Origin of the sequence: Nocardia sp. NPDC050710, from assembly GCF_040654375.1 — a bacterium.
Taxonomy (GTDB): domain Bacteria; phylum Actinomycetota; class Actinomycetes; order Mycobacteriales; family Mycobacteriaceae; genus Nocardia.
This window is the reverse complement of sequence record NZ_JBFAHV010000002.1, coordinates 38,859-59,191: the sequence shown is the minus strand read 5'-3', so window position 1 is coordinate 59,191 and position 20,333 is coordinate 38,859. Positions and strand designations below refer to the sequence as shown.

The window sequence follows — 20,333 nt, the reverse complement described above, 5'->3', positions numbered from 1 at the left end:
TATTGCATCCTGACGTTAGCCGAGAGCGGCGACTCTCACACACGAGAACGATTGGACAACTATGAAAACCCCCGCAAACAAGACCGCCACCCGCATTGCCGCCGCGGCGATCGCACTCACCGCAGCACTGACGGGTGTCGCGAGCACGGCAGGTGTCGCCGCCGCAGCGCCGATCACCGCACCGCTGCGCGCCCAGGCGCCGAGCGCGGGCGAGCTCACCGCCAAGCTGGGCGTCGCCATCAATCCGGGCGCCGGGCGCGCGGCCCGCGCCGCGGAACTGGAGTCGGGCGAGGCGGGGATCGCCACCATGGACAAGATCGCCGACCTGATGGCAATGGCGCCGCCGAGCCTGCGCTACACCGTGATCAACCCGTCCGTCTCGGGCAACCGGATCGACGCGCAGCTACTGGTCACCACCGAGGGCTACCCCGATTTCACCTATGACGTCTCCTGGAAGCAGATCGGCGGCACCTGGAAGCTGACCCAGCAGGCACAGTGCAGCCTTGCCTCCGCGCTGTTGCTCTCCTGCTGACGCAATCGGCTGCGGGCGCAATCCGATCGGGCTGCCGATCGCTCAGTGAGCGGTCGGCGGCCCATCATGTGCCAGCGAGCGAGGGCCACGACAAGACAATTAAGTGTCGTTAGGCTAACCTTAGTCGCATGGGCAAGGGATTCAACGGAGTAATCGTCAAGGCCTGGGGTGGCGCTGATTACCAGCTCACGGTCACCTCGACCGAGTACGTGACCGACAAGTTCATCCGGATCGGCTTCAACGCGGGCGGGCTGCTCGCCGACCACCCGGTGCACCCCACCCAGTGGGTCCGGCTGTGGATTCCGGACGAGACCAGCGACAAGCTGCATCACCGTGGCTACACCCTGGTCGATCAGGATCCGGCGGGCGACAGCTTCTTCATCGAGTTCGCACTGCACGACGGTCCCGCCACCAGCTGGGCACAGCGAGCCGCGACCGGTGACAAGCTCGATGTCAGCGTGCTCGGCTCGAATTTCCAACTGCCCGAGACCACCCCGAGCGAGTACGTCGTCTTCGGCGATACCGCCTCGCTGCCCGCGATCAACTCGCTGCTCGAGTCCATCGGCGACACCCCGGCCCGGGTCTGGCTGGAGTGGCAGTACGAGTCCGACCGGACGCTGACGCTGCGCAATAAGCCGCACCACGAGGTGACCTGGATGCAGCGCGTCGACGACGGACGCCTGCTGCGCGAGAAGGCACAGGAGATCACCTGCCCCGGTGACGCTTTCGCGTGGGTTGCCTGTGACGGTCACACCACCCGGTCGATCGTGAAGACTCTCAAGAACATCCACAATCTGCCGAAGACGGCGATCAAGTACCAGGCCTACTGGAAGTAGTCTCCGGAGATACGTACAGGTCGTCCCGGTTTTCAGGCGTCGACCATGTCCGGGTCGACGCGCCGCAGCGCCGAGGCCAGCCATTCGGTTCCGCGGTGCTCGGCGGGCATGTACATCGACGGGGGCGGTTCGATACCGTCCGCCGCTTCCGACGCCGAGTCCGCGAGGATGAGCGAGTGTTGCGCTTCGCGTTTCGCTCCGTGGGCGGCGAGTAGTTCGGCACGGCGCATCCGCCCGTAGGCGTTGACGACCGGGTGTGCGTCGCGCACGGAGAGGGCGGCGTCGGACAGGGCCAGGACTTCGCCGTAGTTCCCTGCGCTGACAGTCACGTAGCCGAGGAATCCGAGGCTGTGCGCGAGGCGGTCCGGATCTCGCGCCTCCTCGGCGAAGCTCACCGCCGCGCCGAGGGTGCGGCGGGCGGTGGCGGCGGCGCCGATCGCATGCTCGAGCCATCCGCGGTACTGGGTGATTTCCGATGCCAGGGTCAGCGCCGAGCACTCGTTCGTAGGCTGCCGTGACGCTGGCCCCGCCGTCGAGTCGACGGCCCCGAACCGTCCGGTAAAGAACTGATCCACCCGTCCGGGCGTAGTCCTCGACGGTGGGCGCCTTCCAACTCGTCGGGTACGGCCGCGGCCACACCCGGCCGAGCGATCGCCGCAACAGGGATACCCTCGCGTCATCCCCGAGGATGATCATCGCACTACCTTCTGGTGACGCGCCGGAGACCGGTACTCGGCAGGCTGGGATCCGAAGTCGGGTCGGCACCGGGCCGTCCCGAACAGATCACATCGAAGCGAGTCGGAAATGTCGGTCATCGACGCGGTGATCTCCGCTGTCACCATCGTTTTCGCGGTAACCGTGGTGGTCTCCCCGCGGGTCGGGCTGCGCGCCGCACCGATCGTGCTGCCGTTGCTGGTCCTGGGTTGCGCTGTCCAGTGGGCGCTGGAGGACTTCTACTGGCAGTTCGTGCCGATCTACCTCGTGATCGTCGCCACCGGGCTGGCCGTGTGGACCCTGGGACTCGCTCAGCCGCGACGGAAGCTGCCCGCGCTGACCGGCCGCGGCCTGCTCGGGCTGCTCGCCGCCGTGGCGGTGCTGCCCTGGAGCCTGGTCCCGGTACCCGAGCTCCCCGAGCCGACCGGCCGTTACGCGGTCGGCTCGGCCATCTTTCGGTGGGTCGACGAGCAACGACCCGAAGCCGCAACCGATTCGGCCGAGGACCGGCGCAATGTGGTTGTCCAGGCGTGGTATCCGACGCAGGTCGACTCCGGGCGGCAGTACGTGTACCTGGACGGAGTCGGGCGATTACCGGATCGGGTGACCCAGATCCCCGGATTCGTCATGCGCCGCTACGACCACATCGATACCAACGCCCGAGCCGAGGTGCCCGTCAGCCCGGACCGGGAACGCTGGCCGGTGGTACTGTTCTCCCCCGGATACGGCGCACCGCGGGCCTTCTACACCGGACTGATCACCGACCTGGCCAGCCGCGGTTTCGTGGTGTTCGCGGTCGACCATCCCTACGAGGCGGCCGTCACCGAACTCGCCGACGGCACCCTCGCGACACTGGTCGAACGGCTCGAGGACGACGATCCCGACGGCAATCGATACATGAGCGAGCAGCTCGGAATACGCACGGCGGATCTTCGTTTCGTCGTCGACCAGCTGAGCAGGCCGGAAGTGCTCGGCCCACTGGAGAACCGGATCGATACTGATCACGTTGCGGTGGTGGGGCATTCGTTCGGCGGAGCGAGCGCGGCAGCGGCCCTCGCCGATGATCCGCGGATCGACGCGGCGGCCAATATCGATGGCACGCTCTACGGGACACTGCCCGAACAGTCGCTGCGGCAGCCGTTCCTTCTGGTGCAAAGCGATCATTCGGAAACGGGCCACTCACAGCGGTTTCTGGACGGCAACCGCACACTGCTCGAACACCTGGCCGCGCCGGGATTCCGTTACGAGATCGCGCAGGCCAACCACTACAGCTTCACCGATGTGCCGCTGTTCCTTTCGGCCCCCGCACGATTCGCCGCGGCCCAGGTCATCGGCGGCAGCCGCGGACCGCAGCAGACCCAGCGCGCGACCAACGACATCCTGGTGGCGTTCCTGGCCGAGCCGTTCGGCGGACCCGCGGCGGATATCGCGGCCGCGGCGGCCCGGTACCCGGACATCCACGGCGGCCGCGTCCGCTGAGCTTCCCGCTACGCGGGCGTCGGTTCCAGGCGCCAGCCGGTGGCTCGGGAGCGCTCGTTCCAGAAGGCGGCGTAGCGACCGTTGGAGGCAAGCAGTTCCACGTGGGTGCCACGTTCCACGATACGACCACCGTCCAGGAACAGGATCTGGTCGGCGTGCGCGATGGTGGCCAGGCGGTGCGCGACCACGATCACCGTCTTATCCCTGGTGATTTCGTGGATGCCGCGCACCACGACCGCTTCGCTGTGCGGGTCCAGGGCGCTGGTCGCCTCGTCCAGCAGCACGATGGGCGCATCCTTGAGCAGGGCTCTGGCGATCGAAACACGTTGGCGTTCACCGCCGGAGAGCGTGGTGCCGCCCTCGCCGACACGGGTGTCGAAGCCGTCGGGGAGCCGATCGACGATCTCGTCCACCCGGGCCGCCTCGGCCGCGCGCCGCACCTCGGCGTCGGTGGCCGTCGGCCTGCCGATCCGAATATTGTCGGCCACCGATTGATCGAAGAGGTAGACGTTCTGAAAGACCAGGGACAACTGATCCAGCAGTGTCGCCGAGGGCTGTTCGCGCACATCGTGATCGCCGACCGCGACCCGGCCGGAATCGACATCGTAGAACCGGGCGGCCAGCCGCAGCAGGGTGGTCTTGCCCGCGCCGCTCGGCCCGACGATCGCGGTGGTGGTGCCCGCGGGGACGCTGAAGGTTACCTCCGTCAGCACCGGTTCGCCCGCGTGGTATCCGAAGGACACATTGTCGAAGATCACCGACGGCGCGCCGGGGGTGACCGGCATATCCGCCTCCGGCAGTATCGCTTCCGCGAGCAGCTCATCGATCCGGTCCGCGGCGGCCGCCGCCGAGCGCAGCGCATTGCCCAGCTGCGCGGCCTGATTGAGCGGCTCGATGAAACGCGCACTCACCGCGATCAGCGCAATCGCGGCGGCCGCCGAAATCGCGCCGTCGGTCACCTGTCCCAGCACCACGTACACCAGCACCAGGAAAACGGCCTGGACGAAGAGCGCGAACAAGATCAGACCCGGCACGCTGGCGACGATCATCCTCAGGCCCGCGGACCGCTGCCCGGCCAGCGCGGTATCGAGCGCGCGGTTGCCGCGTCCGACCGCGCCGAAGGCCCGCAACACCGGTTGTGCCTGCGCCAATTCGATAACCCGCGAATCGGCTTCGGTCGCCGCGGCGTGCATTCGCTGGTCCGCGCGGGTATACGTGCGATCGGCGAGGCCGTTGACCAGGTAGAGCACCGGGGCGGCGAGCAGCATGGCCAGCGAGATCCGCCAGTCGACGAACAGCATGCCGACCGCGACCCCGAGCGGGACGATGACGGCGGTGAGGACCTTGGCGAGCAGGTAGGCGACCAGGCCCTGCACTTCTCGCACGTTCTCCACCACGATCCGCGACAGCGGCCCGGCATCGCGCGTCTCGAACCAGCCCAATGGCAGCGCATTCAGGTGGTCACCGAGCCGGGTCTGCAGCCCGCGCTGCATACCGACGCCGATACGCAGTCCGATCGCGGCCTGCAGGTAGCTGAAGACCACCACACCCGCGACGGCGAGCAGCATCCACAGCGTCCAGAACCAGGCGCGGCCGAGTTCATTGCCGAACAAGGCCTCCAGCACCGGCACCAACAGCAGGTAGGCCGCCGCCTGGCTGAGCGCCTGGGCCACGATCGCGGCGAAGAGTTTCGGGGTCAGATGGGCGAATTCGGCCGGAATCAGGCCGAGTACCTTGCGAATCATCGTGCGCCCTCCGCGCTGTCGATCATGGCCAGATCACCCAGTGCCGCCTCGTTGATCTCCCAGAGCCGCTGGTAAGTGCCGCCCGCATCGCGCAGGCTCGCGTGATCGCCCTGTTCGACCACGGTTCCGTGCTCCAGCACCAGGATTCGGTCTACTCCGGTGATGGTGTGCAGCCGGTGCGCGATGACGAGCACGGTGCGCCCGGCGACCAGCACCGCCAAGGCGTCCTGCACTGCGGCCTCCGATTCCGGGTCGGCAAAGGCGGTGGCTTCGTCCAGCACCAGCACCGGGGTGTCGGCCAGCAGCGCCCGGGCGATCGAGAGGCGTTGCGCCTCACCGCCGGACAGGGTGGCGTCGACGCCGATTTCGGAGTCGTAACCGCGCGGCAGGGCCACGATGCGGTCGTGGATCTGCGCGGCCACGGCCGCCCGCTCCAGCGCGGCGTCATCGGCGTCGGGACGGGCCAGCCGCAGATTCTCGCGGATGCTGCCGCGAATCAGCCGCACATCCTGGAATACGAATCCGACGGTGCGGTAGAGCTCTTCGGTCGAATGGTCGCGGATATCGCGGCCGCCGACGGTGATTCGGCCCGATCCGACGTCGTAGAAGCGAGGCAGCAGTTTGGCCAGTGTGGACTTACCCGATCCGCTGGGGCCGACCAGCGCGGTGATGGTGCCCGGCGCCAACTCGATATCGATGTCGCGCAACACCTCGTGGTCGGTGCGGTAGCCGAATCCGACACGCTCGAACCGAACCGCGACCGAGGGCGCGGGATCGGTGGCAACTGTTGTCCCCGAACTCAATTCGGGAGTCTGGCGCAGCTCGTGCAGCCGCAGTGCGGCGGCGCCCGCGGCCCGCAACGCCTGCGCGCCGTAACCGAGACCGAGTAGCGAGCTACCCAGGCCGAGTCCGACCAGTAGGAACGGCAATACGTCCAGTGGCTCCACCCAGTCCAGCCCGACCGCGGCGAGTCCCGCGACGACCACGACCAGCATGACGAACACCGGCATGACCACGATGTCGGAGGCCGACTGCACCTTGATGATCGGCGTCTTCAGCCGGTCCACGCTGCGTGCCTGATGGTCGACCGCCGCCTGGAACTCGCTGTGTGCCTTACCCGCCTGGCCGAATGCCCGCACCACCTGGATGCCGTCGACGAACTCGATGGTGGCCTGCTGTGTTCGCTGCTCGGAGCGGTTGTAGACGGCGAACCGGTCCCGGCCGTCCTGATCCATCATCCGGCTGTAGAGCACCGCGAAGGCGACCAGCGGGAGCAGCAGCACCAGGGCGAGCCGCCAGTCCACGGTGACCAGGTAGCCGAGGGTGACCAGTGGGATGGTGAGCGCGCCGACGAACTCCAGCCGCGCATGCGCCACCAGATAGTGCAGCGCCTCCACATCGTCCTGCAGGTACTTCTTCACCTCGCCGGAGCTACGTTCGCCGAACCAGCCGAGCGGCACCCGGGTCAGTTTGGCCGCGAGCAGCCGGCGCAGCGTCAGCTGATACCCGCCGTCAACCAGGTGCGACCAGGTCAACGCGACCGCCTGTAGCAGGGCACGGGCGACCAGCGCCAGCGCGGCAATCGCGAGCAGGCGCCAGACCCGCTCGGTGTCCACCGTATCGGCGAGCAGTTCCCGGCAGGCCGCGACAATCAGCACGAAAGGCAGCACCGTACAGACCGAAGCGATCATCATGATGGTGCTCGCCAGCAGAAGCGGCACCCGAACCGGCGCGAGAATCTCCTTGCGCGCCCGCGCTTCCTGCTGTTTCTGCGACTTCTGCACCGACTTGCGCTGCCGGTTCCCCGCCTCCGCCGCCGGTAGCGGCGCGACCTCCACCGTCATCTGTCCTCGCCTCTCGACCTTCATGGCATCTCGCCGGAATCGGCCCTCATCTTCACACAGTGAGTGCCAAGAAGATAGGTTAGGCTAAGTTATCTCAGCGCGGGGATCGTATCACCAGCAACACCGGGGCGACGCCGCGGCCGGTCGCGGCCTCGATGAACGCGACCGAATCGGGCACCGCCGCCAGCACCCCACTGGTGAACCGCAGCGCGGGCTCGGGCACGGGCGGTCCACCCACCGCCGCGATCAGATCGAGCAGGTGCACGGTCCGATCCACCACAGCCACCTCGGCCAGCGCCCGTAGGTCACCGCGTGGATGCGCCACCACGGTGGCGGGGTCGACTTCCCGCATCAGTGCGGCCGAAGCAGGCCCACCCTCGGAGAACCGACGGAGCAACGTTGCGGTATCCGGAAGTCTTCGTTCCTGTCCGATCGTGATGCCCTGCGAATTCAGAATGCCGCCCGAACGGGTGGCAAATCCCGCGAAACCAATCATCGCCCTCCGAGGGCGATGCTGTCCGGCGTTCGACGCGACGCGGAAGCTTGCGTGAACGAGGTGCAATCCGACCTCGGGAACCGGCGGATGCGGACTAATTTCCCAGTACCAATCGGTTTTCGCGATCGGAGTTGTGAAAATGTTTGTAACACAGATTGTTTCGAACCTCGTCGACTGCCACGCCGACCCCGGGGAGCTCACCGCCGCACAGGCACACCGCGCCATGCAGGTGCACCTGAATTGCAGCGTCGAGCGGTGCCGGGTGCGGCGCCGGGCCCGGCAGACATTGGTCGAGGCCCGGCTCATGGTTCTCGACGAGCGGGCCGAACCCTGATCTTGCGAGCATCGGCCAACTCGGGCAGGTCCGGAATCGGACAAGCGGTCGAGGTGTTGTGCACGACATGACCTCAACGGCATCCGATCGATCCGCAGCTCCCGTCGTCGACACCGAGACCACATTCGGCGCCAAGGTCGCCGAGCGCCTGAACAACGAGCTCGTCGCCTGGCTGACCACCGTCGGCGCCACCGGCACACCGCAACCCAACCCGGTCTGGTTCCAGTGGCGCGACGGGGAATTCCTGCTGTTCAGCCAAGCCGGCACGTCGAAGCTCCGCAATATCGCCCGCAATCCACGAGTCTCATTGCACCTCAACAGCAATGAACACGGCGGCGATATCGTGGTGCTCACCGGCACGGCCCGGATCGATGACGAACGCCCGAGTGACGATGAAATCAACTCTTACACAACGAAATACACCGAAGGACTGGTGGATATCTCGATGACACCGGAGCAGTTCTACGCCGAGTACTCGGTCGCGGTCCGCATCACCCCTGATCGACTGCGCGGATTCTGACTCGAGCTTTTGTCCCCCCACCATCGGCGACTCGGCCGAGGCGCCCGCCGCCTACGTGCGCGCCGCCAGTTCGGACGTGACCCGGCTGGACCAGACCTACCACCCGATATCCGATAACGGGGTGCAGCAGCGCTTCGATTACGCGGCCGCGAATTTCTCCTATACCAGGACCTTGGTCTAAGACGAGTTCGGACCGGTCATCGACTATCCGAGTCTCGCCGTGCGCGTGCACCGAACCGGGCTGTCGGCCGGGTCACAGCCGGGCGGCGACTAGGGTTTTCCAGGTGAGAAGGAGGCAGCAGCCGCCGCTGCCCAAGCGGTTCGGCTTGGATCCGGCCCGGCTACGGCTGCCGGAGGACGGCGCGTGGGCGACCATCAGGGACCACCTGGTCGAGCGGTTGCCCCGGGTCGATCCGGCGCGGATCGACGAGCTGCTGCGCGCGGGCGCGATCGTCGACCTCGCGGGACCCATTCCCCCGGACGCACCGTATGTCCCCGGCGGCGCGGTGTGGTTCCACCGCGATCTGCCGGAGGAGACCGATGTCCCGTTCGAGATCGGCATCGTGCACCGCGACGACGACCTGTTGGTGATCGACAAACCGCATTTCCTCGCGACGATTCCGCGCGGCCAGCACATTCGACAGACAGCGCTGGTGCGGCTGCGGCACGAACTCGACCTGCCGGATCTGATTCCGGCGCATCGGCTCGATCGGGTCACCGCGGGTTTGGTGCTGTTCGTGATCAATCCGGCCCGGCGCGGGGCGTATCAGACGATGTTCCACCGGCGCACGGTGCGCAAGGAGTACGAGGCGATCGCCCCCTACGACCCCGCACTGGAACTACCGCGCACGGTGCGCAGCCGGATCATCAAGGAGAAGCAGGTGCTCGCCGCCCAGGAGGTCGAGGGCGAACCGAATGCGGAGACCGTGGTGGAGCTGCTGGAACACCGCGACGGGCTCGGGCGCTACCGGCTGCGACCGTCGACCGGACGGACACACCAGTTGCGGCTGCATATGAACAGCCTCGGGGTGCCGATTCTCGGTGACGATTTCTATCCGGTGCTGACCGATAAGCCGGTGAACGATTTCACCCGGCCGCTGCAACTACTGGCCGCGGCGCTGGAGTTCACCGATCCGGTCAGCGGGGAATCGCGGCGCTTCGAGACCGTACGGACGCTCCGGGCGTGGGCCGATCCGGAGGGGTGGGCCGGCTGACGGCACTGGTGTCAGCCGGCCCGAGCGTCCGGTCCGTGGCTTCGACCGCCACCGCCCTGATGATCGGCTCGGTCGTGCCCCCATGGACACTGGCTCATGACTGGGCCGCGCGGACGCACAACTCCGTCACGTCCATGGGTGCTGCCATCGGTTGGACCGGACGCGGTCTCTCAGGAACCCATCCAGGCCAGGGGTCCGGCGCCGCAGGTGGCGCTGCCGGTGAGGGTGGGCTCGGCCACATTCACCTTGATCTCGTAGGCGAGGCCCTGCAGGGCGGCCAGGGTGTGGGTGCCCGACTTCTTCGGCTTCCACTGGATGGTCGCCACGCCGTTCACCGGCTTGACCGGACTGCCCGTGATGACCAACGCATTGTCGTAGAACCACACTTCGAACCAGTGGTTCACCTTGGCGGTGATCTGGTAGGTGCATCCGGCCTGTAGTACGCGGCCGTCGACCGTCAGGTCGTCGACGGTCGCGGAGGCGTAGGGCACGCTCAGCACGGCCGCGCAGCCGAAGGCGGCCAGCCCGGTCAGGCCGGCGCCGAGTCGACGGCCGGTCCGGCGGGTTTTCCTCATCCTGTAACTCCTCTGTGCGACGCACGCGGTGGTGCGAATGCGCGAACTGTATCGACCGTCCAGTTCGACAGGAGGCGGTTTCGAGAAAAAACTGAAACATGTTCCAGTCAGATTTGTCGCACCCTGGGTCGAATTCGCAACACCTCGGGCCCGGCAACACCACCCTCGCGGCGGTATCGCGGGGCCGTGAGAACCGGCAGTATCCCGGATATGGCCCTTGTGATGACGCCCTCCGGCGGTGCGCTGGCTCACTCGGTGCCCATCCGTACACTGGGCCGGGTGCTTCACACGGACCTCGAGGAAGCGGCCCCGCCCCGCCACAAACTGCATGCCTATATCGATGTGGCCGTCGTCGTCGTAGTTCTCGCCGGGACCAACCTGATCGCCCATTTCACGACCGCGTGGGCCAGCATCGTGACCGTCCCGGTCGCGGCGGTCATCCTGCTCGCGCTGGTGCGTCGCCGCGGCCTCGGCTGGTCTGAACTCGGACTCTCGCCGCGACATTGGCGGCGCGGTTCGCTGTACGCGGTCGCGGCGGTGGGCGTGGTGCTCACCGCCGTCGCCATCGGCGCACTGCTCCCGATGACCCGCCCGTTCTTCCTCGCCGACCGGTACGCCACCATCTCCGGCGCGCTTATCGCGTCGATGATCGTGATCCCGCTCCAGACCGTGATTCCTGAGGAGCTCGCCTTCCGTGGCGTCCTGCACGGCACCCTCGATCGCGTCGTCGGCGCACGCGGACTGTTTGCCGCGGGATCGCTACTCTTCGGCCTCTGGCATATCGCCTCCTCCTTCGGCCTCACCACCAACAACCGCGGGCTCACCGGTTTCCTCGGCGGCGGGCTCGCCGGCCAGATCGCGGGCATCCTCCTCGCCGTGGCCGCCACCGCCGCCGCGGGCGTCGTCTTCACCTGGCTGCGCCGCCGCAGCGGTAGCCTGCTGGCCCCCATTGCCCTGCATTGGTCGGTCAACGGCGCGGGCGCCCTCGCCGCCGCCATCGTCTGGCACACCACCCTCGCCTGAATCGGGCCGCACTCGCCGATTTCGCCCGGATGCGCGGCGGACCTTGTGGGTCAGCCTGGGTCGGCTCGTTCGGCCGAGAAATTCGGATGGCGATGTCGAGAACCCGTAACCGGCTCCGTCCCCGCTGTGAACGTGACCAGAATGGGTCGCACAGCACAGAGGAGAAACACGATGGCCAAGTATTTGCTGCTCAAGCACTACCGCGGCGCTCCGGCTTCGGTCAACGACGTGCCCATGGACCAGTGGACCCCGGAGGAGATCTCGGCGCATGTGCGGTACATGGAGGACTTCGCCGCCCGGCTCGAGGGAACCGGCGAATTCGTCGACGGTCAGGCGCTTGCCCCCGGTGGAACGTTCGTCCGGTACGACGGTGAGGGGCGCCCGCCGGTCACCGACGGACCGTTCGCCGAGACCAAGGACCTCATCGCCGGCTGGATGGTGATCGACGTCGACAGCTACGAGCGCGCCCTCGAGTTGGCCGGGGAACTGTCGGCCGCGCCCGGGGCGGGCGGAAAGCCGATCCACGAATGGCTCGAACTGCGCCCGTTCCTGACCGCGCCGCCCACCATCACGGAGTGACCTCACCGCTGCACGAGGCCCAGCTACGGAGCCTCACTCCGAGCGTGCTCGGGATCCTCATCCGGCGCGGAGCCGACTTCGCGGCGGCCGAGGACGCCGTCCAGGACGCGCTGGTCGAGGCGGTCCGCATCTGGCCGGTCGACCAGCCGCGGGATCCGAAGGGCTGGCTGGTCACGGTGGCCTGGCGTAAGTTCCTCGACGCGACCCGGGCCGATGCCGCCCGCCGCCGACGCGAGGACCTCCTCGACGCGGAGCGAGGTTCGCCGAGCGACCATGACGCTGAGCAGGCACCCGCGGTGGACGACACGCTCCAGCTCTACTTCCTGTGTGCCCACCCGTCGCTGACGCCATCGGCGGCGGTCGCGCTCACGCTGCGCGCCGTCGGCGGGCTGACCACCCGCCAGATCGCCCGGGCCTACCTGGTGCCCGAGGCGACCATGGCGCAGCGCATCAGCCGTGCCAAGCGCGCCGTGTCCGATGTGCGGTTCGACCAGCCCGGCGATGTCGCCACCGTGCTGCGCGTCCTCTACCTGGTCTTCAACGAGGGCTACTCCGGCGACGTCGACCTCGCCGCCGAATCCATCCGGCTCACCCGGCAGCTCGCGGCCACGATCGACCACCCCGAGGTGGCGGGGCTGCTCGCTCTCATGCTGCTCCACCACGCCCGGCGCGCCACCCGGAGCGCACCCGACGGCAGCCTGGTGCCGCTCGCCGAGCAGGACCGCGGCCGCTGGGACACCGAGTTGATCACCGAGGGCGTCGCGATCCTCCAGGCGGCCCTCGTCCGCGACCGGCTGGGCGAGTTCCAGGCCCAGGCCGCCATCGCGGCACTCCACGCCGACGCACCTACCGCGGAGGAGACCGACTGGGCGCAGATAGTCGAGTGGTACGACGAGCTCGCACGCCTGACCGACAGCCCGGTCGTCCGGCTCAACCGCGCGGTGGCTGTCGGCGAGGCCGACGGACCGCGCGCCGGGCTGGAGGCGCTCGCGGCACTGAACGACTCACTACCCCGCCACACCGCGGTGGCGGCGTACCTCCACGAGCGCGACGGCGACCTGGCGACGGCGGCGCGGCTGTACGCCGAGGCGGCCCACAAGGCGCCCAACCTCGCCGAGCGCGACTACCTCACCCGCCAAGCCGCCCGCCTCAACACCCACCGCAGTCGCTGAGAGGTCGCCCTCGGATCTACGCGCGGCACTTGGCGCGCCCCGAAGCCAGAGCGGCCGCCGCACGGTGAGCAGGGCCGCGCTCGACTGAGCCCCCACAGACCCTCCGCACGCCCCACAGATGTTGTAGCTGCTGTGAGGCGTTGACAAGGTCTGTGGTCGCGAGACCGGGCGTGACAGGGTGGCGAGGACCTGTTCGACGTCGGCCAGGGAGGGGTTGGGCGCGGTGGAGCTGTCGGCGTAGCTGATGCCCGACTCGTCCAGCTGCACGACGCGTGTTGCGACGGGGAGCTCGCTGGAAGCGTGGCGTCTCATAGACCCGCTTGCTGAAGGTGACTATCTGCGACAGGTTCGGCTGTTGGGAAAGCGGCTCACCGAGACCTATTACGAAAAGTCGAATTGCGTTGTATGCCAAGGACATCTATGGATCAACCTTGGCCATCCGGGCGAATCTCAGGGCTATTACGACGAGTTGATGCCGGTGCCGGAGTGCGAGTCGCCACTGCGGGGCGCAGACGTAATTATCGGTTCGGGTCACGGGCGGCAAAGTAGCGTTCAGGCTCTGCTATCCGGCTCGGGCGCGGGGATATTCGCGCGGCGGGCGGATTGCGGCGGAGGGTATGCCGCGAGGACGCCTGACGGATACCGGATTTTCATCACTTCGTCGGCGTCGGCATTGACCTTCGGGGGCGGCAGGTTTACTCTCACACCGTTCAAACATATGTTCGAGCAAACTTGTCGCCACCGATGAATCGGCACGATACCCATTCCAGGGAAGGTTCGCGATGCCCGACGAACAGTCGCCCGGCAATTCCGAGATCGCCGCATTGGCACACCGGGTCGCGACGGCACGCGGCAAGCTGCCGCTACAGCATGATGCCGCCCTGGTCGATGTGCTGTCCGACGCCGAGATCGCGGCCGAACGCGAACTGGCGGAATGGATTCGCGCGCAGCGCCGGGGACAGCGGCGGCGGGCGGTACAGGACGAACTGATCGCCGAGAAGCGTGATCGCCGCAGCGCGGCGGCAGTCCGGCGGGTCGACGAGGCCGACGCGCGCTGGCATCGGCGCGCGCTCGCGGCCCGGCGTCGTGTCGCCAATCAGGATGCTCGACTGGCCCAGCTCTACCGGCGTGCCGAATGGTCGTCGCGGGCACTCATCGGCGTCGTAGTGCTCGGCATGGTGTGGGCCGGGGTCAATGTGCAACACAATCTGGTGCCGAGCGGGGATATGTCAGACCCGCTGTACTGGCTGAGTTATGGCATCGAGGCGATGATCTCGATCCCGATCATCACCATCATGGTGGTGGCGACCACCGCGGCGCGCTGGGGCCGGGAGTTGCCGCGCGGCAAGGTCGTCTTCTTCGAAACGGCGTTGCTCGGCACCACGATCGCGCTGAACGCGGGACCGCACCTGGCGTCGGGTCAGCTCGGCAAGGCGGCCGAATACTCCATCGCTCCGCTGATGGTCGGTGTCGTGATCTGGTTGCACGCGTGGGTTTCCGCGCGGTACGCGCAGCTCATCGACAGCGTGCCCATCGTCGACGATACGGCCGCGCCCAAGCTGTACGGCAGTATCTACGACGCGCCGTCGCCCACCGTCACCGCGGCGGACCGCCCCGAACTGCCCGCCGAGCGCAGGGCCGAATCGGTTGCCGAATCACCGGCGCCGGATCGCGCCCCGCGCGAATCAGCCGGGGACCTCGATCCCGTCGACGATCCGGTGCCGTATTCGATGCCGTTGTCGCTGTTGAACGGTGGGCTCGCGAGCCCCGAGGAGGAAGATCCACTCACCCGATACCTGGATCGCACCTCCGCCCGCCCGCGCAACGGCCGCTCACCCCGATCCACCAACGGCGCACCGACCAATGGGACCGCGCCGCACGTGTTCCCGGGCGATACGCGTAACAACCGGCGGATCAACGGGAACGGCAAGACCAACGGACACGGCAACGCGATGCCGTCCATGCGCACCAACGGCCATACCGCACAGGCGATCTTCGCGCCGTATCCGATCGCCGTCGACGAAGGCTCGCTCGACGAGGCGACCCTGTCAGCGCACACCATCGAAGACCGGACCGAGTCACTTACCGATGGCGCCGCTCCCGCCGACGGATACACCAACGGTCATGCCGCGCCACTCGCCTTCGACCGTGCGACGCACGCCCGCAACACCGACCGGCGCGGCGTCGATCTGACCCTCGTCAACGGCTTCACCGCCGTCGAGCGCGACATGACCGGCGAATCCAGACCCGCCGACCTTCGCCGGGAGGAATCGCGACCGCCCGAACACGAAACCGCCGCACCGATACTCGATGACGACAGCGGATCACCTCACCATCGCGAGGGATCACGCCCCTCCGAAAGCAAGACCACCGCACCGATACTCGACGAGAACAGCGGATCCCCTCACCGTGGCGGGAAGCAGTCGCGCCCGGCCGAAGGCGAGACCACCGCACCAATACTCGACGGCAACAGCGGATCGCCTTACCTTCGTGAGAAGGAAGCGCGCCCATCCGAAGGTAGGACCACCGCTCCGGCAACGGAAGACGCCGACGCATCACCTCGCCATCGTGAGAAGGAAGCGCACCCGGCCCAAGGCAAGACCACCGCACCGACTACCGAAGGCAACAGCGCATCACCTCACCATGGCGAGAACGACGCGCGCCCGGCCGACCGGGAGCCTGCGGCACGACCCTCCGAGCGGGAGGTCACCCGCGCCCGGTCCGCGGAGCGCAAGCCCCCCTCCCCCGCGCCGACCACCGGCCCGCTGATCCCCCTCGAAGACCTGCCCACACCTCCCACACGGACAACCGGGGAAGGCGCGGGTCGAAAAGCGCAGGTCCGCACCACTACCGAGCCCGCACCCGACATCGACCAACTCGCCCTGGACGAAGACCCGGGTCCCGAGCCGCGTCACCCGCGCATCACCCTCGACGCCATCGCCGCGGCCCGCAATGCCGTCGAAGAGTTCGAGGCCGCCGAAATCCCGGACGCTTCCATCGAACCCGATGGCGACGTGGAGATCTGGTCGGTGGCCCGCGGCATCGCCGATCGTGGGCTGTCCAGAATCCCCGTCGAACAGATCGCCGAAATCCTCACCCTCGCCGACCAATCGTGGACCCCGGCCGGTATCGGCAACGAGGTCGGCGTTCCCACCTCGACGGTCGCCAGGGTCATCGACTCCGCGCGCAAGGTGCGTCGGCCCTACGCACCGACGAACTGACCCGCCGTGCGTGATTCCGCGATACATCCGAACAGCCCGTGGGCCCGCTCCCCAAAGGGAACGGGCCCACGTGTTCGGGGCGGTCCAGGATCAGCCGCGCCGGTTGCCGGTATTCGACCAGCCCCACCCTTCCTTTCCTGCGGTCACCTCTTGCCGCGGTGACGTGTAGTAGGTCTCCGCGTAGTCGTACTTCGCCCAGCGCGATTCGGAGTTGTCCGGAAGGCGCTTACCGTCACCGCCGTGTCCCGGCCACCACGCCCGCTTGCCGATCAGCGCGGTAATGGAGGGGGTGAAGAACAGGGCCATGACGAAGGCGGCAATGGCGATGCCGACGGAGATCGCGAAGCCCATCTGGGACAGGGTGCTGTTGCCCGCCAACATCATCGACGCGAAGGTGCCCGCCAGGATGACACCCGCGGCGACGATGGTGGGTCCGGTATGGCGCACGGCCAGGGCCGCGGACTCGCCAGGGCTGTGTCCTTCGCGAGCCTCTTCACGCAGTCGGGCGACCATCAGGATGTTGTAGTCGGTGCCGAGCGCGACCACGAACAGGTACATGATCACCGGGAGCGTGAAGATCAACCCGGAATCACCCTGAATGTTCTGGAATACCAGCACGGTCGCGCCGAGTGTCGCGGCGAATCCGAGGAATACCGAGATCATGAGATACCACGGCGCGACCAGGCTGCGCAGCAGCAGCGCCAGCACGATCATGATCAAGAGGGCCGCGACCGGGAAGACGATCGCGTAATCGTGGTTCATCGCATCCTTGAAGTCCACGAACACCGCGGTAATGCCGCCGACCGCGGCGGTGGTGCCCGCCGGCGCCGAGGCATGCGCGGCATCGCGCAGCGGTCCGTCGACCGTATTCAGCGCGGCATCGGATTCCGGTGCGTCCGTGAGAGTTACCTGGAAGTCGGCGATGGTGCCGTCGGAGGACACCCGTGGCTCCGAGACCGAACCGACGCCGGGCACGTGGGCCAGGGCGGCGCGATAGTTCGCGAGCTGATCCGCATTCAACGCGCCACCGTCGTTCGAATGCAGCAGGACATCGGAGGGCTGTGTGGCGCCCGCGGGCAGGCCCTTCAGTAGTTCCTTGTTGTAGACCACGGATTCGGAGGCATCGGAGGTCGAGCCGGATCCGAGATCGAAGGTCGGATTGAATCCGAACGCGAGCACACCCAGGGCCACCAACACCCCGCCGGAGACCACCGCGAATGCACCCGGCCGACGTCCCATCGACGCACCGATCGCGGTGAAGCGTGCGCCCTTCGGCTCCACCTGCCACACCTTGGACGGCCAGAACACCTTGCTGCCGAGCAGCGAAACCACCGCGGGAACCAGGGTGAGTCCGGCCAGCAGCGCCACCGCCACCGCGATGGCCAACGCGGGCCCGAGGGCACGGAACAGTCCGAGGCTGGACAGCGTCAGCGCCATGAACGCGATGATCACCGCGCCCGCCGCCGAGGTGATGGCCTCGCCGACCCGGGCGACGGCGCTGACCATGGCGGTCTTCGGATCCTCCCCGGCACGCAGCCGTTCCCGGTACCGGAACATCAGGAACAGGATGTAATCGGTACCTACGCCGAACAGTACGACCAGCAGCATGGAGTTCACCGAGGTGTCCATATCGAGGTCGAATGCCTTGGCCGCCATGGCGATCAGGCCACCGACCGTGCTGGAGATCGCGCCGATGACGACGATCGGCAGCAGCGCGATCACCGGACTCCGGAAGATGACCAGCAGCAGCACCAGGATCAACGCCACGGTGGCGATGCCGATGATGGCCATACCCTTCTCACTGGATTCGGTCTGGTCCAGTGTCTGCGCCGCGGCGCCGGTAATGCCTGCCTTCAGGTCGGTGCCCCGCACCTGCTCCTTCAGGTCCTCACGCAGGCTCTTCACCGCGTCACCCTGCGTCTTGTCGGAGGCATTCACCTGCTTGATCAGCTGCACGGCGATGACCTGGATCAGCCCGTTCTCCGACGGTGGCGTGGCTTGAATTCCGGTGACGCCCTCGATGTTCGCGCCGTTGAGCTTCGATGCGGTCGCGGTGACCGACGCCGAATCACTCTCGGTGAGCGGTGCGCCGTCGGCGCGGGCGAAGACGATGAGCGCCGCGGGCGTCGCATTCTGCGGAAATGCCCGCTCCTGTAGTTCCATCGCCTGGATCGATTCGTAATGCGATGGCAAGAAGGCGGATTGGTCGGTGGTCGAGGTGAGCGTCGGCGCCGCCGACACCACCGCGATGATGGCGATCACCCAGAGGCCGATCACCTTCCACGGGTGGTGGACGACAATGCGTCCCAGTCGCGCAAACATGATGGGGGAAGGTCCTTTCCGAGGCGTGATGCGAGCCGGTGGCTCAGATGTCGAGATCCTGCATGCGCGGGTTCAGCGCCACATCGGCGATCGAGCGATAGGTCTTCGCCGGGACCAGCTCGCGCAGGTCCTCGATCGAATCCACCACGTCGACGGTGAAATCACCCCAATCCTGGTCGCCAAGGCCGATCATGCTGCGCCAGTTCTTCCAGTCATTGATCCAGTTGCCCAGCATCGAGAAGTCCGACCAGTCCGACTGCTGCCGGTGGACCACGTACTTGCCCTTGCGGCTCAGGTAGACCCGGACCGACTCGACACCCTCCTTGGTGATCTGCCGCGACTCGCCCACCTGCCGCCCGAAGAACCGCTGCGACCGGCCGCCGCCGGGGCCCACCTTCAACACGATCTCCTCGAATTCCGCCGGCGCGCCCTTCTCGATGTCGACGACCTGAACCACGGCGTCATTGTCGAGATCCGCACTGTGCCCGCTCTGTTGTTCGGTGCTCATGATTTGGCTCCATTTCATAAGTGAATGCGCATAACGGCATGGATGTAGTAGCGACGGACCCGTGACTTCGGCCCGTCGTACCCCTGTCGATCTGCAGTTATCCGGTGACGCCGCGCCCCTCGCCGGCAACGCCTTGTCTGGACTTACTATAAGTAGATGTATACGTATAAAGCAAGGCGTGGTTGTCCGGATGACACTCGGTCACCGGCAGCGCCCCGGCGCGGCGGACCCCGGCGAGCTCAATCGCCGAGACCTGCCCGCGCGAGCAGGTACGCGATGAGCGGGGCGTAATGCTCCGCGGGAACTATCCCGTCATCGAGCGGCACGGCGACGACGATCTTGCCTTCGACCTGGCCCGCAAAGAGGGCCGGATCATTGCAATCAGCGAATCCAACGGTGTCGATACCCGCTTCACCCGCCGCGCCCGCCCAACCGTGATCGGCGATGACCAGGTCCGGCCGGTATCCGGGATCGGTCGCCGCGAGTTCGCGCAGCATCGCCTGCATCGGACGCGGATCGTGGGTATGCCTCGGCAGGCCGTCGTCACCGAATAGCGCGGCAACACCCGAGGTGTAGGCGATTTCGCGATACGCCGATCCGAAGTGGACGTCCGCGTCGTACGACCAACCCGCGGCAGGCGTCAGCACCGCGCATCCCGCAGCCCGCAAGCGATCCTCGAGGGCCCGATACACAACCATCAACTTCGCCGGATGTCCGGTCGCCAACAGCACGGCCTCGCGCTCACGAGCCGCCTCGCCGATCCGCGCACCCATCGCCTCGAGGGCGTCGATCGTCAGGTCCGGATCAATGGTGTCGATCCCCCGTACATGTCCCGGATCCGGATTCACCCCGCACAGCCGCGCCATCATGTCGAGGGTCTCCTCGAACGTCCAATCCTTCAGCGCCAACCCGAACTGATAATCCGGATACTTCGCCACCATCCGGCGATAGTGCTCGAGGTTTCCCTCCCGCGGGGTAGCCACCTCCCCGGCGATCCGCGCCCGTAGCAATTGCTCCCGCAGCGACTCTCGATCGGCACGTCCGAAATCCATTGCCACACCTCCACGTAACCGGTGAGCCCCACACCGCCAGCCAACCAGAAGGCCCGCCCGCGCACAGTGCGAGCGCGGGCCGTAGCCGGTCCGAGCGTGCACTCTCCGAAGAAAATAGGCGTTTCGGGGCGTTTGCACGCCGAAAGTGTCCGCCGAGACCGGATCAG

At 67.2% G+C, this 20,333-nt stretch carries 18 protein-coding genes; 10 read left to right on the top strand and 8 right to left on the bottom strand.

Annotated features, from left to right (window positions below; translation table 11 throughout):
• Nucleotides 1-61 precede the first annotated feature (61 nt).
• Both AB0H61_RS06300 and AB0H61_RS06295 read left to right on the top strand, forming a co-directional pair.
• Nucleotides 62-532 (top strand): hypothetical protein, encoded by a 471-nt coding sequence (locus AB0H61_RS06300; protein WP_357300036.1) that lies wholly within the window; start codon nucleotides 62-64, stop codon nucleotides 530-532.
• Nucleotides 533-660: 128 nt separating this feature from the next.
• Nucleotides 661-1,368 (top strand): siderophore-interacting protein, encoded by a 708-nt coding sequence (locus AB0H61_RS06295; RefSeq protein ID WP_357300034.1) that lies wholly within the window; start codon nucleotides 661-663, stop codon nucleotides 1,366-1,368.
• A 32-nt stretch (nucleotides 1,369-1,400) separates the two neighbouring features.
• On the opposite strand, the gene AB0H61_RS06290 is transcribed toward AB0H61_RS06295, so the two are convergent.
• Complete coding sequence (locus tag AB0H61_RS06290; RefSeq protein WP_357300032.1) at nucleotides 1,401-1,943, bottom strand: hypothetical protein; 543 nt, start codon at nucleotides 1,941-1,943, stop codon at nucleotides 1,401-1,403.
• A gap of 229 nt (nucleotides 1,944-2,172) precedes the next feature.
• Between AB0H61_RS06290 and AB0H61_RS06285 the strand changes: the two genes are divergently transcribed.
• Nucleotides 2,173-3,561 (top strand): dienelactone hydrolase family protein, encoded by a 1,389-nt coding sequence (locus tag AB0H61_RS06285; RefSeq protein WP_357300029.1) that lies wholly within the window; start codon nucleotides 2,173-2,175, stop codon nucleotides 3,559-3,561.
• 8 nt (nucleotides 3,562-3,569) lie between these two features.
• On the opposite strand, the gene AB0H61_RS06280 is transcribed toward AB0H61_RS06285, so the two are convergent.
• The 3 genes from AB0H61_RS06280 to AB0H61_RS06270 all read right to left on the bottom strand — a co-directional run bounded on the left by AB0H61_RS06280 (nucleotide 3,570) and on the right by AB0H61_RS06270 (nucleotide 7,646).
• Nucleotides 3,570-5,306 carry an ABC transporter ATP-binding protein gene (locus AB0H61_RS06280; RefSeq protein ID WP_357300027.1) on the bottom strand — a complete coding sequence of 579 codons (1,737 nt, stop codon included), beginning with the start codon at nucleotides 5,304-5,306 and terminating at the stop codon, nucleotides 3,570-3,572.
• Nucleotides 5,303-7,150 carry an ABC transporter ATP-binding protein gene (locus AB0H61_RS06275; protein WP_357300025.1) on the bottom strand — a complete coding sequence of 616 codons (1,848 nt, stop codon included), beginning with the start codon at nucleotides 7,148-7,150 and terminating at the stop codon, nucleotides 5,303-5,305. The genes AB0H61_RS06280 and AB0H61_RS06275 overlap by 4 nt, the downstream gene beginning before the upstream one ends.
• Nucleotides 7,151-7,244: 94 nt before the next feature.
• On the bottom strand, nucleotides 7,245-7,646 hold the full coding sequence (locus AB0H61_RS06270) for a hypothetical protein (RefSeq protein ID WP_357300022.1): 402 nt from the start codon (nucleotides 7,644-7,646) through the stop codon (nucleotides 7,245-7,247).
• Between the two features lie 139 nt (nucleotides 7,647-7,785).
• Here AB0H61_RS06270 and AB0H61_RS06265 point away from each other — a divergent pair, with 139 nt between their 5' ends.
• The 3 genes from AB0H61_RS06265 to AB0H61_RS06255 all read left to right on the top strand — a co-directional run bounded on the left by AB0H61_RS06265 (nucleotide 7,786) and on the right by AB0H61_RS06255 (nucleotide 9,714).
• Complete coding sequence (locus tag AB0H61_RS06265; RefSeq protein WP_357300019.1) at nucleotides 7,786-7,980, top strand: hypothetical protein; 195 nt, start codon at nucleotides 7,786-7,788, stop codon at nucleotides 7,978-7,980.
• A 67-nt stretch (nucleotides 7,981-8,047) separates the two neighbouring features.
• Nucleotides 8,048-8,500, top strand: coding sequence for a TIGR03667 family PPOX class F420-dependent oxidoreductase (locus tag AB0H61_RS06260; RefSeq protein ID WP_357300017.1), 453 nt, complete (start codon nucleotides 8,048-8,050; stop codon nucleotides 8,498-8,500).
• Between the two features lie 284 nt (nucleotides 8,501-8,784).
• Nucleotides 8,785-9,714 carry an RluA family pseudouridine synthase gene (locus tag AB0H61_RS06255; RefSeq protein WP_357300015.1) on the top strand — a complete coding sequence of 310 codons (930 nt, stop codon included), beginning with the start codon at nucleotides 8,785-8,787 and terminating at the stop codon, nucleotides 9,712-9,714.
• 170 nt (nucleotides 9,715-9,884) lie between these two features.
• On the opposite strand, the gene AB0H61_RS06250 is transcribed toward AB0H61_RS06255, so the two are convergent.
• Nucleotides 9,885-10,289 (bottom strand): hypothetical protein, encoded by a 405-nt coding sequence (locus AB0H61_RS06250; RefSeq protein WP_357300012.1) that lies wholly within the window; start codon nucleotides 10,287-10,289, stop codon nucleotides 9,885-9,887.
• A 279-nt stretch (nucleotides 10,290-10,568) separates the two neighbouring features.
• On the opposite strand from AB0H61_RS06250, the gene AB0H61_RS06245 reads away from it, so the two are divergent.
• From AB0H61_RS06245 to AB0H61_RS06230, 4 genes are all read left to right on the top strand, one after another.
• Nucleotides 10,569-11,312: a CPBP family intramembrane glutamic endopeptidase gene (locus tag AB0H61_RS06245; protein WP_357300010.1), complete on the top strand. Its 744-nt coding sequence runs from the start codon at nucleotides 10,569-10,571 to the stop codon at nucleotides 11,310-11,312.
• A gap of 171 nt (nucleotides 11,313-11,483) precedes the next feature.
• The gene (locus AB0H61_RS06240; RefSeq protein ID WP_357300008.1) at nucleotides 11,484-11,891 is read left to right on the top strand and encodes a YciI family protein; all 408 of its coding nucleotides are present in this window, start codon (nucleotides 11,484-11,486) and stop codon (nucleotides 11,889-11,891) included.
• A gap of 8 nt (nucleotides 11,892-11,899) precedes the next feature.
• A complete protein-coding gene (locus AB0H61_RS06235; protein WP_357300572.1) occupies nucleotides 11,900-13,063 on the top strand; it encodes a DUF6596 domain-containing protein in 1,164 nt (387 codons plus the stop codon).
• A gap of 782 nt (nucleotides 13,064-13,845) precedes the next feature.
• Nucleotides 13,846-16,284, top strand: coding sequence for a hypothetical protein (locus tag AB0H61_RS06230; RefSeq protein WP_357300005.1), 2,439 nt, complete (start codon nucleotides 13,846-13,848; stop codon nucleotides 16,282-16,284).
• 90 nt (nucleotides 16,285-16,374) lie between these two features.
• Here the strand turns inward: AB0H61_RS06230 and AB0H61_RS06225 are convergent, their stop codons facing one another.
• The 3 genes from AB0H61_RS06225 to AB0H61_RS06215 form a co-directional block, all read right to left on the bottom strand.
• Nucleotides 16,375-18,606, bottom strand: coding sequence for an MMPL family transporter (locus tag AB0H61_RS06225; RefSeq protein ID WP_357300002.1), 2,232 nt, complete (start codon nucleotides 18,604-18,606; stop codon nucleotides 16,375-16,377).
• A 43-nt stretch (nucleotides 18,607-18,649) separates the two neighbouring features.
• Nucleotides 18,650-19,114 carry an EXLDI protein gene (locus tag AB0H61_RS06220; RefSeq protein WP_357299999.1) on the bottom strand — a complete coding sequence of 155 codons (465 nt, stop codon included), beginning with the start codon at nucleotides 19,112-19,114 and terminating at the stop codon, nucleotides 18,650-18,652.
• 239 nt (nucleotides 19,115-19,353) lie between these two features.
• Nucleotides 19,354-20,166: a phosphatase gene (locus AB0H61_RS06215; protein ID WP_357299998.1), complete on the bottom strand. Its 813-nt coding sequence runs from the start codon at nucleotides 20,164-20,166 to the stop codon at nucleotides 19,354-19,356.
• Between the last annotated feature and the right edge of the window lie 167 nt (nucleotides 20,167-20,333).

Bases quoted from the DNA above. Each gene is read 5' to 3' on its own strand.
- AB0H61_RS06300 (WP_357300036.1), top strand. From the start codon at position 62: ATGAAAACCCCCGCAAACAAGACCGCCACCCGCATTGCCGCCGCGGCG.
- AB0H61_RS06295 (WP_357300034.1), top strand. From the start codon at position 661: ATGGGCAAGGGATTCAACGGAGTAATCGTCAAGGCCTGGGGTGGCGCT.
- AB0H61_RS06285 (WP_357300029.1), top strand. From the start codon at position 2,173: ATGTCGGTCATCGACGCGGTGATCTCCGCTGTCACCATCGTTTTCGCG.
- AB0H61_RS06280 (WP_357300027.1), bottom strand. From the start codon at position 5,306: ATGATTCGCAAGGTACTCGGCCTGATTCCGGCCGAATTCGCCCATCTG.
- AB0H61_RS06275 (WP_357300025.1), bottom strand. From the start codon at position 7,150: ATGACGGTGGAGGTCGCGCCGCTACCGGCGGCGGAGGCGGGGAACCGG.
- AB0H61_RS06270 (WP_357300022.1), bottom strand. From the start codon at position 7,646: ATGATTGGTTTCGCGGGATTTGCCACCCGTTCGGGCGGCATTCTGAAT.
- AB0H61_RS06265 (WP_357300019.1), top strand. From the start codon at position 7,786: ATGTTTGTAACACAGATTGTTTCGAACCTCGTCGACTGCCACGCCGAC.
- AB0H61_RS06260 (WP_357300017.1), top strand. From the start codon at position 8,048: ATGACCTCAACGGCATCCGATCGATCCGCAGCTCCCGTCGTCGACACC.
- AB0H61_RS06250 (WP_357300012.1), bottom strand. From the start codon at position 10,289: ATGAGGAAAACCCGCCGGACCGGCCGTCGACTCGGCGCCGGCCTGACC.
- AB0H61_RS06240 (WP_357300008.1), top strand. From the start codon at position 11,484: ATGGCCAAGTATTTGCTGCTCAAGCACTACCGCGGCGCTCCGGCTTCG.
- AB0H61_RS06230 (WP_357300005.1), top strand. From the start codon at position 13,846: ATGCCCGACGAACAGTCGCCCGGCAATTCCGAGATCGCCGCATTGGCA.
- AB0H61_RS06225 (WP_357300002.1), bottom strand. From the start codon at position 18,606: ATGTTTGCGCGACTGGGACGCATTGTCGTCCACCACCCGTGGAAGGTG.
- AB0H61_RS06220 (WP_357299999.1), bottom strand. From the start codon at position 19,114: ATGAGCACCGAACAACAGAGCGGGCACAGTGCGGATCTCGACAATGAC.
- AB0H61_RS06215 (WP_357299998.1), bottom strand. From the start codon at position 20,166: ATGGATTTCGGACGTGCCGATCGAGAGTCGCTGCGGGAGCAATTGCTA.